8 protein-coding genes are annotated in these 8,981 nt (G+C 69.6%); 2 read left to right on the forward strand and 6 right to left on the reverse strand.

The features are described from left to right. Positions 1-115: 115 nt before the first annotated feature. Complete coding sequence (locus tag I0Q12_RS29100) at positions 116-559, reverse strand: PH domain-containing protein (protein WP_197257144.1); 444 nt, start codon at positions 557-559, stop codon at positions 116-118. Positions 560-639: 80 nt separating this feature from the next. Next, complete coding sequence (crgA, locus tag I0Q12_RS29105) at positions 640-903, reverse strand: cell division protein CrgA (protein WP_197257153.1); 264 nt, start codon at positions 901-903, stop codon at positions 640-642. Positions 904-1,004: 101 nt separating this feature from the next. Between crgA and I0Q12_RS29110 the strand changes: the two genes are divergently transcribed. Then, positions 1,005-1,730, forward strand: a complete 726-nt coding sequence (locus I0Q12_RS29110; protein ID WP_197257155.1) for a DUF881 domain-containing protein — start codon at positions 1,005-1,007, stop codon at positions 1,728-1,730. A gap of 21 nt (positions 1,731-1,751) precedes the next feature. Next, on the forward strand, positions 1,752-2,414 hold the full coding sequence (locus I0Q12_RS29115; RefSeq protein ID WP_197257156.1) for an aminodeoxychorismate/anthranilate synthase component II: 663 nt from the start codon (positions 1,752-1,754) through the stop codon (positions 2,412-2,414). An 85-nt stretch (positions 2,415-2,499) separates the two neighbouring features. Here the strand turns inward: I0Q12_RS29115 and pknB are convergent, their stop codons facing one another. Genes pknB through I0Q12_RS29135 form a run of 4 tightly spaced genes read right to left on the reverse strand, consistent with a single transcriptional unit; the run spans position 2,500 to position 8,876 of the window. Next, positions 2,500-4,401 carry a Stk1 family PASTA domain-containing Ser/Thr kinase gene (gene pknB / locus I0Q12_RS29120; RefSeq protein WP_197257158.1) on the reverse strand — a complete coding sequence of 634 codons (1,902 nt, stop codon included), beginning with the start codon at positions 4,399-4,401 and terminating at the stop codon, positions 2,500-2,502. Next, entirely contained in the window at positions 4,401-5,945 is a 1,545-nt protein-coding gene (locus I0Q12_RS29125; protein WP_197257160.1) for a protein kinase, read from the reverse strand. The genes pknB and I0Q12_RS29125 overlap by 1 nt, the downstream gene beginning before the upstream one ends. 1 nt (position 5,946) lies before the next feature. Then, complete coding sequence (locus tag I0Q12_RS29130) at positions 5,947-7,431, reverse strand: penicillin-binding protein 2 (RefSeq protein ID WP_197257162.1); 1,485 nt, start codon at positions 7,429-7,431, stop codon at positions 5,947-5,949. Then, positions 7,428-8,876, reverse strand: a complete 1,449-nt coding sequence (locus tag I0Q12_RS29135; protein WP_197257164.1) for an FtsW/RodA/SpoVE family cell cycle protein — start codon at positions 8,874-8,876, stop codon at positions 7,428-7,430. The genes I0Q12_RS29130 and I0Q12_RS29135 overlap by 4 nt, the downstream gene beginning before the upstream one ends. Positions 8,877-8,981 lie beyond the last annotated feature (105 nt).

Consider the following 8,981-nt stretch of genomic DNA (forward strand, 5'->3'; position numbering starts at 1 on the left):
GACCGTGATCGCGTCGTCCGTACCGGCTGGATCGCGCTCGTCGCGGTCGCCGTCGCGGTCGTGCTGGTCATCGTGCTCGGGGTGCTGCGGCTGCGGTCTCAGCTGGGGCTGTGATTCAGCTCGGGCTCTGATCGGGCGCCAGGTCGCGCAGCACGAGCGCGTCGTACACGTCCCGCGGGTCGGCTCCGAGATCCCAGCGGCCGAAGATCATGAGGCGTTCGGTGCCGTCGGGATCGCGGGCGTCGATCTCGAGCATCGGCACCCGCCGGCCGAACCGCGGATACTCGACGATCCGCACCCGGGTCAGCGTCTCGCGGGGAAACACGCGGCGTCCGGTCAGTCGCGTGCAGGCCAGCCCGGAACCGTGCTCGGTCACCGCGAGCCGCGGCCGCTGCCGGACGGCGAGCGCGGCGGTCGCCAGGACGAGCAGCGCGGCCGCCCCCGCGAGGAAACGCCCCGCCGGGTCCGCGGTGAACACCGCGGCCGACGCGAGCACCCCGCCGCCGACGACGAGTGCGGCGACCGCGACGGGCGGTGTCGACCACTGCGGATCGCTCACCGCCGGGTCCCCGTATGTACGGATGCACTGCTAGTGCACAGGTTTCTCCACAGCTGGGGATGAATCACAATTGTGTAATCTCAGCGCCACTTCATGGTCATGATCAGCCCAACGACCATGAGACCGAATCCGATGAGGAAGTTGTACGCGCCCAGATCGTTCATCCACGAGATCTGTTCGGCGGCCAGGTAGTAGACGACCAGCCACAGCAGGCCCAGGATCATCAGCCCCAGCATCACCGCGACGTACACGGTGCTGGACGGCCCGGCCTTGACCTTGACGGGAGTGCGGCTCACCGACTTGAGCGGCTGATCGCTCTTCTTCCGGACCTTCGACTTGGGCATGATGTCCTCGCTCGTGCGGAACCGCCCGCGTGGCGGGCAGAGTAGGTTGGGCAGCTACGTTTCCAGTACACGCTAACGCAGACCGGCGAGGGGAGGCTCGGGTGCCCGACGGGCGGATACGCACGCTGGCCTGGGGTTCCGCGGTCCTGGCCGTGTCCCTGGTCGCCGGATTGCTGCTCGGTACCACTCGCGGCGTCTCCGACGGCGACGAACTGCGCGCCTCCGACTCCACCCGCCTGTCCGATCTCGTCCGGGCCGCGCAGTTGCAGGTCGACGAGCTCGGCGAACTGCGTGACGATCTCACCGACCGCGTCGCCGCCCTGCAGAACCAGGCCGCGGCCACCGACGGCGACGTCGCGGAGGTGCTGTCCGAGGCGGACGCCCTCGCGGATCCGGCGGGACTGACCGCCCGCCGGGGGCCGGGAATCACCGTCACCCTCACCGACGCACCGCGCGGACCCGACGGCCGCTATCCGACCGACGCCGCACCCGACGACCTGGTGGTCCACCAGCAGGACGTGCAGAGTGTGCTCAACGCCCTGTGGGCGGGCGGTGCCGAGGCGATCGCGATGCAGGACCAGCGGATCGTCGCGACGTCGGCGCCGCGCTGCATCGGCAACACGCTGCTGCTGCACGGTCGCACCTATTCCCCGCCGTACGTGATCACCGCGCTCGGCGACCGCGCGCGGCTCGAGGCAGCACTCGCCGCGGAACCGGGCATCAACGTGTACAAGCAGTACGCGGCGCGGTTCGGGCTGGGGTACACGCAGCAGGCGTCGGACGATCTGACCGTCCCTGCCTACACCGGCAGCGCGACCGTTCGCTGACCGGTCGGTACGCTTCCTCCCATGCGCATTCTCGTGGTCGACAACTACGACAGCTTCGTGTTCAACCTGGTCCAGTATCTGGGGCAGCTCGGGACGCGAGCGGACGTCTGGCGCAACGACGACGAACGCCTCACCGCGCCCGGCGCCCTCACGGCCGCCGCGAAGGACTACGACGGCATCCTGCTGAGCCCCGGCCCGGGCACCCCGGAACGGGCGGGAGCGAGCATCGACCTCGTGAAGGCGTGCGCGGACACCGAAACGCCGCTGCTCGGGGTGTGCCTGGGGCACCAGTCCATCGGGGTCGCGTTCGGCGCGACCGTCGACCGGGCCCCCGAACTGCTGCACGGCAAGACCAGCCTGGTGCACCACAACGGCACCGGGGTCCTCGCGGGCCTGCCCGATCCGTTCACCGCGACCCGCTACCACTCGCTGACGGTGCTGCCGGAGACGATGCCGGCCGAGCTGGAACCGACCGGACACACCGAATCCGGTGTGGTGATGGCGTTGCGGCACACCCGGCTGCCGATCCACGGTGTCCAGTTCCACCCGGAGTCGGTGCTCACGCAGGGCGGTCACCGGATGCTCGCCAACTGGCTGGCGGTGTGCGGACAGGCCCCGGAAGAGGAGCTCGTCGCGCAGCTCGAAGCCGAGATGGCCCGTGCTCTCGACGGTGGAGCGGCCTGACCGGACGGAACCGTCCCGGAACGAACGAAGGGGCTCGGGCATCACGCCCGAGCCCCTGCTCGTTCAAAGCTGCTACCGGATAGCGTTACCGGATTCCCAGGGCCCCGACCCCGACCGTGATGGTCTCGGTCTTGGAGATCTCCGAGCCCGGAGGCTGCTGCTGGGTGATGACCATGCCGACCAGTTCCGGGGCGAGCGTCGCCTCACGGGTCTGCTGCAGCTGTGAGGCCGAGCCCGTCCAGCCCGCGGCCCGCAGCGCGGCCAGCGCCTCGGACACCGACCGGTTCGTGATCACCGGCATTTCGACGCGGTCGCCGTTGGACACCTGGATCGTGACGGTCTGGCCCTTCGTGGCGCTGGCGCCGCCCGCCGGACTGGTCGAGACGACGGTGCCCTCGGCCTGACCGGATTCGACCTGCTCCACCACGACGGTGAAGCCTGCGCTCTCGATGTTCTCCCGCGCGACGTCCAGGGTCTGGCCGGCCACGTTCGGTACCCGGACCTGCTCCGGGCCGGAACCCAGGGTGATGGTGACGGCGCTGTCGCGGTCGACGCTGCTGCCGGACGACGGCTCCTGCTTGACGATCGTGTCGACCTGCGCCTCCGTGGAGGGTGCCTTCAGCACGTTCGTGTCGAGCCGGAGCCCGACGTCGGCGAGTGCCTCCGCAGCCTCCTGCCGGCTCATCCCGCTCAGCCTCGGGACCTCGACCTGCTCGGGCCCGCTGGACACCTCCAGCGTCACCGTCGAGTTCTCCTCGACCTGCGAGCCGGCGACCGGGCGGGTGTTGATGACGTTGCCGGTCGCGACCACCGCGTCCGGTTTCGGCTGTACGGCCACGCGGAAACCCGCGTCCTGGAGCTGGGCCTCGGCGACCTGCTGCGCGAGATTTCGCACGTCGGGCACCGCAACCTGAGCCGCGGACGATCCGGGCCCCAGCGACCACAGGAACACCCCGACGATGCCGACGACGACCGCCGCGGCCACACCCAGCAGGATGCGTTTGGCGACCGCGCCGCCGCCACCGGAACCACCCGACGAAGCCGCCCCGGCCGGTGCCGCGCTGTCCCGGTAGTTCGAGCCGGTGTCGACGGCACCGAGGAAGGTGGTGCGTTCGTCGTCGGTCATCACCATCGGTGCGCTGGGCCGCTGCCCGCTGAGCACCCGGATCAGGTCGCTGCGCATTTCGGCGGCGCTCTGGTACCGGTTGGCGGGGTTCTTCGCCATGGCCTTCAGGATCACCGAATCCAGTTCCGGCGGCACCGCGGCATTCACCGACGACGGCAGCGGCGGATCTTCCCGCACGTGCTGGTAGGCCACCGCGACCGGCGAATCACCCTTGAAGGGAGGTTCGCCGGTGAGAATCTCGAAGAGCACGCAGCCCACCGAGTAGACGTCGGAGCGGGCGTCGACCTGCTCGCCCCGCGCCTGTTCCGGCGACAGGTACTGGGCGGTGCCGATCACCGCGGCCGTCTGCGTCATCGGGCTCGCCGCGTCCGAGATGGCGCGGGCGATGCCGAAGTCCATGACCTTCACGGCGCCGGCCTTGTTGATCATGACGTTCGCGGGCTTGACGTCGCGGTGCACGATCATGTTGCGGTGGCTGAAGTCCAGGGCCGCGCAGACATCGGCGATGATCTCCATCGCCCGCTTCGGCGCCATCGGACCCGTGCCCCGCACGATGTCGCGCAGCGTCTCGCCCTCGACGAACTCCATGACGATGTACGGCAGCGGGCCGGTCTCGGTCTCGGCCTCACCGGTGTCGTAGACGGCGACGATCGCCGGGTGGTTCAGGGCCGCCGCGTTCTGCGCTTCCCGGCGGAACCGCAGGTAGAACGTGGGGTCGCGGGCGAGGTCGGCGCGCAGGACCTTGATCGCCACGTCGCGACCGAGCCGGAGATCGCGAGCCAGGTGAACCTCGGACATACCACCGAAGCCGAGGATCTCACCCAGCTCGTAGCGGGAGGAGAGCTTGCGCGGTGTGGTCATCACGTTCCTGTTTCCGGCTCGGTGTTCGAATTCGTATTGTCGTTGGCCCCGGGTTCGACTTCCCCGCCACCGTTCTCACCCCCGGTACCGCCACCGCCGGCCGGTGCGGTCGTGGTGGTGGTCGTGGTCGTCGTGGCGGTGGTGGTCGTGGTCGTTGTCGTCGTCGGTTCCGGAGTCGTGGTGGTCGGTTCCGGAGTCGTGGTGATCGGCGGGGTCGTGGTCGGCGGCGGCGGTGTGGTGGTCGGCGGGATCGTCGTCACCGGTGGTGGCACCGGGATCGTCGGCTCCTCGGTCGTCGTGGTCACCGGTGGCCGCGTCGTGGTGGTCGTCGGCCGGGGCGTCGTGGTGATCTGCGTCGTCGGCGACGGACCGGGCACCGGTTCGTCCGAGCCGGCCCGGTCGAACAGCACGACGCCGAGCGCGATCGCTGCGAGCACGAGCGCGATACCCGCGGCCCACAGCAGCGCCTTCGAGGAGCGGCCGTTCCCGGAATCGCCGATCGGGGGCTGCGTGCCCGTCGCATAGTTCGGTCCCGTGTACGGGGTCTGCGGCGGCGGGGTCGCCCCCGAATACACGTCGCCGGTGTAGGCCTGCGGCGGCGTCGTCATGGCCCGGGTGGACGCGGTGGGCGGCGCCGTGCCCGGCACCCCGGGCGGCAGCACGCGGTTGGCGTTGGTGATCGGCGGTACGTTGCCGGGCGGTGGCACGGGACGCCCCGCGCGGACCGCCGCGATCGCGTCGGCGAACTCGCCGCCGCTGGAATAGCGGTGCGCAGGGTCCTTCGCCATGCCGATCTCGATGACCTCGCGCACGCCGGCCGGCAGATCCGTAGGCAGCGGCGCGGGCACCTCCTGCACGTGCTTCATCGCGACGGTGACGACGCTGTCGCCGAGGAACGGCCGCCGGCCCGACAGGGCCTCGTAGCCGACGACGGCCAGCGAATACACGTCGCTCGCGGAGGTCGCCTCCTGACCGAGAGCCTGCTCCGGCGAAATGTACTGGGCGGTGCCCATCACCATGCCGGTACGCGTCACCGGGGACGCGTCGACGGCCTTCGCGATACCGAAGTCGGTGATCTTGACCTGGCCGGTCGGCGTGATGAGGATGTTGCCCGGCTTCACGTCGCGGTGCACGACACCGCCGTTGTGCGCGGCCTGCAGCGCGCGGCCGGTCTGCTCGAGCATGTCGAGGCTGTGCCCCAGCGACAGGCGGCCGACGCGCGCGAGCACCGCGTTGAGCGGTTCCCCGTGCACCAGCTCCATCACCAGGTAGGCGATCGACTGGCCTTCGGCGTCGCGGATCTCGCCGTAGTCGAACACCCCGGCGATACCGGGATGGTTGAGCTGGGCGGTGGTGCGGGCCTCGAACCGGAAGCGGGTCAGGAAGTCGGGGTCGTCCGACAGTTCCGCCTTGAGGATCTTCACCGCGACCCGGCGGTCGAGCCGCGTGTCGAGTCCTTCCCACACCTGGCCCATGCCGCCGGTCGCGATGAGCCGTTGCAGTCGGTAGCGGTCGGCGATCATGGCGCCGCTGTTCACAGCCATGTCAGCCTCCCTGCAATCCGGCCGAGATGACGGCCCGTCCGATGGGCGCGGCCACGGAGCCGCCGGTGGCCGCGAGCGCCCGGTCGCCGCCGTCCTCCACGATCACCGCTACCGCAACCGTGGGCTGCTGCGCGGGCGCAAAGGCGATATACCACGTGTGCGGCGGAGTGTTACGGGGGTCGCTGCCGTGCTCGGCCGTGCCGGTCTTGGACGCGATCTGGACGCCGGGGATCTTGCCCGCGCCGCCCGCGAAGTTCTCGGCGCCGATCATCAGGTCCGTGAGGGTCGCGGCGACCTCCGGGGCGATCGCCTGGCCGGCCGACTCCGGCACCGTTTCGGCGAGAACCGACAGGTCAGGGGACTGCAACTGCTCCACCAGGTACGGCTTCATGCGCACCCCACCGTTCGCGACGGTCGCGGCGATCACCGCGTTCTCCAGCGGAGTCAGGGCCACGTCGCGCTGCCCGATGCTGGACTGTCCGAGTGCCGCACCGTCCGGAATCGGACCGATTGTGCTTTCTGCCACAGACAGCGGAATCGACATGTCCTCGCCGATTCCGAGCGCCTCGGCCTGCGCCGCGAGAGCCTCCCTGCCGGTGTTGATTCCCATCTCGACGAACGCGGTGTTGCACGAGCGGGCGAACGCCTCGCGCAGCGTCGCGGTCGGTTCGGAACCGCACGTCGAACCGGCGTAGTTCTCGAGTGTCGTTGTCGTGTCCGGAAGCGTGATGTTCGGGGCGGCGGTGAACCGGTCCTCCGGGCTCACCCCGTTCGCGAGGGCAGCGGCGGTGACCACGACCTTGAACGTCGAACCCGGCGGGTAGGTCTGCGACACCGCGCGGTTGAGCATCGGCTTGTCCGGGTCGGCGTTGAGTTCGTCCCAGGCGGCGCTGGTGGCGGCCCCGTCGTGCCCGGACAGCCGGTTCGGGTCGTAACTCGGTGTGCTCACCATCGCCAGAATCTTGCCGGTACTCGGTTCGATCGCGACGACCGCACCCGTGTAACCCTTGGCGGTCAGTTCGTCGTAGGCGACCTGCTGCATCATCGGGTCGATGGTGCTGACGACGTTCCCGCCGCGCGGGTCGCGTCCCGACACCAGGTCGAAGAAGCGGCGCCCGAACAGCCGGCTGTCCGACCCGTTGAGGACGGCGTCCTCGGACCGTTCCAGGCCGGTGCTGCCGTACTGCATCGAGTAGAAGCCGGTGACCGGTGCGTACGCGAGCGGGCTCATCGGCTGCTCCGGGGTGGCCGGATAGGTGCGCAGGTACTTGTAGCGGCTGTCGGTGGGCACCGACACCGCCAGCACCTGCCCGCTCGCGGAGATCTGGCCGCGCTGGCGGGAGTACTCGTCGATCAGCACCCGCGAGTTCCGCGGATCGGTGCGCAGATCGTCGGCCTTGATCACCTGCACGTACGTGGCGTTGGCGAGGAGAGCGGCGACCAGGAACATCACGGCCATCGCGACCTTGCGGAGAGGACCGTTCATTCGCGCCCCATCATCTCCGTCTGCGCGTCCGCGATCGGGGGCGCAGGCTTCTTGCGGGGGAGGACGGGTTCGCGGGCCGAGTGCGAGATCTTCATCAACAACGCCAGCAGTAGATAGTTCGCGAGCAGCGACGATCCGCCGTAGGAGACGAACGGGGTGGTCAGGCCCGTCAGCGGAATCAGCTTGGTGACACCGCCGACGACCACGAAGAGCTGGATCGCGAGGGTGAACGACAAGCCTGCGGCGAGCAGTTTACCGAAGCTGTCGCGCACCGCCAGCGCAGTGCGCAGCCCCCGCACGATCAGGACGAGGAACAGCAGCAGGATCGCGGCCAGGCCGATGAGGCCCAGTTCCTCACCGATCGCCGCGACGATGAAGTCGGTCTTCGCGAACGGCACCTGAGCGGGCCGGCCGCTGCCCAGGCCGGTGCCGCCGACACCGCCGGTCGCCATGCCGAACAGCGACTGCGAGATCTGGTAGCCGGTGTTCGCGTAGTCGGCGAACGGGTCGAGCCAGGTCTGCACCCGCACCCGCACGTGCCCGAACATCTGGTAGGCGAAGAAGAAGCCGACGGCGAGCAGACCGAAGCCGATGAGCAGCCAGCCCACCCGTTCGGTGGCGATGTAGAGCATCACCAGCACCGTCGTGAAGAGCAGCAGCGAGGTGCCCAGATCCTTCTCGAACACCATGACGCCGATCGACAGGATCCACGCGGCGAGGATCGGGCCGAGGTCGCGGGCGCGCGGGAAATCCATGCCGAGGAAGTGCTTGCCGGCGGTCGTGAACAGGTCACGTTTCGCGACGAGCACCGACGCGAAGAAGATGATCAGCAGGATCTTCGAGAACTCGCCGGGCTGGATGCTGAAACCGGGCAGCCGGATCCAGATCTTCGCGCCGTTGACCTCGGACAGGCTCGACGGCAGCAGCGCCGGGATGGCCAGCGCGACCAGGCCGATCAGGCCGAGGGTGTAGCTGTAGCGGGCGAGCAGCCGGTAGTCGTGCAGCAGCACCAGCACCGCGACGAACCCGGCGATGGCCAGCGCGGTCCACAGGACCTGCTGGTTCGCGTCGGGCGACGGGATGGGATTGCCCATGAACCGGGCGTTCTCCGCGTCGGCGAGGTCCAGGCGGTGGATCAGGACCAGGCCGAGCCCGTTGAGCAGCGCCACGATCGGCAGCAGCAGCGGGTCGGCGTACGTCGCGAATCGACGCACCGCCAGATGCGCGACGAGGAACAGCGCGGCGTACGTCAGCCCGTACTTGGCGAGGTCCCAGGTGAGAGCCTGTTCCTGGCTGGCCTCGACGAGCATCAGCGACACCAGCGTGATGCCGATCGCGGCGAGAATCAGCAGGAGTTCGGTGTTGCGGCGGGTGGACTGCAGTGGCGCAGGGGCAAATCCACCCGGTGGGCTCGGGAAAGCCCCCGCGACGTGAGACACCGACATCAGGCTCCCACCCTGCAGTTCTGGCCCGGTACCTGCGGTACGGCCGGGGTCGGGGAGGGTGTCTGCTCCGGAGCGGGCGGGGCGGCGGTGACGGGTGTCTGGCCC

The sequence above is a fragment of the Rhodococcus sp. CX genome (genome assembly GCF_015865005.1).
GTDB lineage: Bacteria > Actinomycetota > Actinomycetes > Mycobacteriales > Mycobacteriaceae > Rhodococcus.

Bases quoted from the DNA above. Each gene is read 5' to 3' on its own strand.
- pknB (WP_197257158.1), bottom strand. From the start codon at position 4,401: ATGACCACACCGCGCAAGCTCTCCTCCCGCTACGAGCTGGGTGAGATC.
- I0Q12_RS29125 (WP_197257160.1), bottom strand. From the start codon at position 5,945: ATGGCTGTGAACAGCGGCGCCATGATCGCCGACCGCTACCGACTGCAA.
- crgA (WP_197257153.1), bottom strand. From the start codon at position 903: ATGCCCAAGTCGAAGGTCCGGAAGAAGAGCGATCAGCCGCTCAAGTCG.
- I0Q12_RS29135 (WP_197257164.1), bottom strand. From the start codon at position 8,876: ATGTCGGTGTCTCACGTCGCGGGGGCTTTCCCGAGCCCACCGGGTGGA.
- I0Q12_RS29115 (WP_197257156.1), top strand. From the start codon at position 1,752: ATGCGCATTCTCGTGGTCGACAACTACGACAGCTTCGTGTTCAACCTG.
- I0Q12_RS29130 (WP_197257162.1), bottom strand. From the start codon at position 7,431: ATGAACGGTCCTCTCCGCAAGGTCGCGATGGCCGTGATGTTCCTGGTC.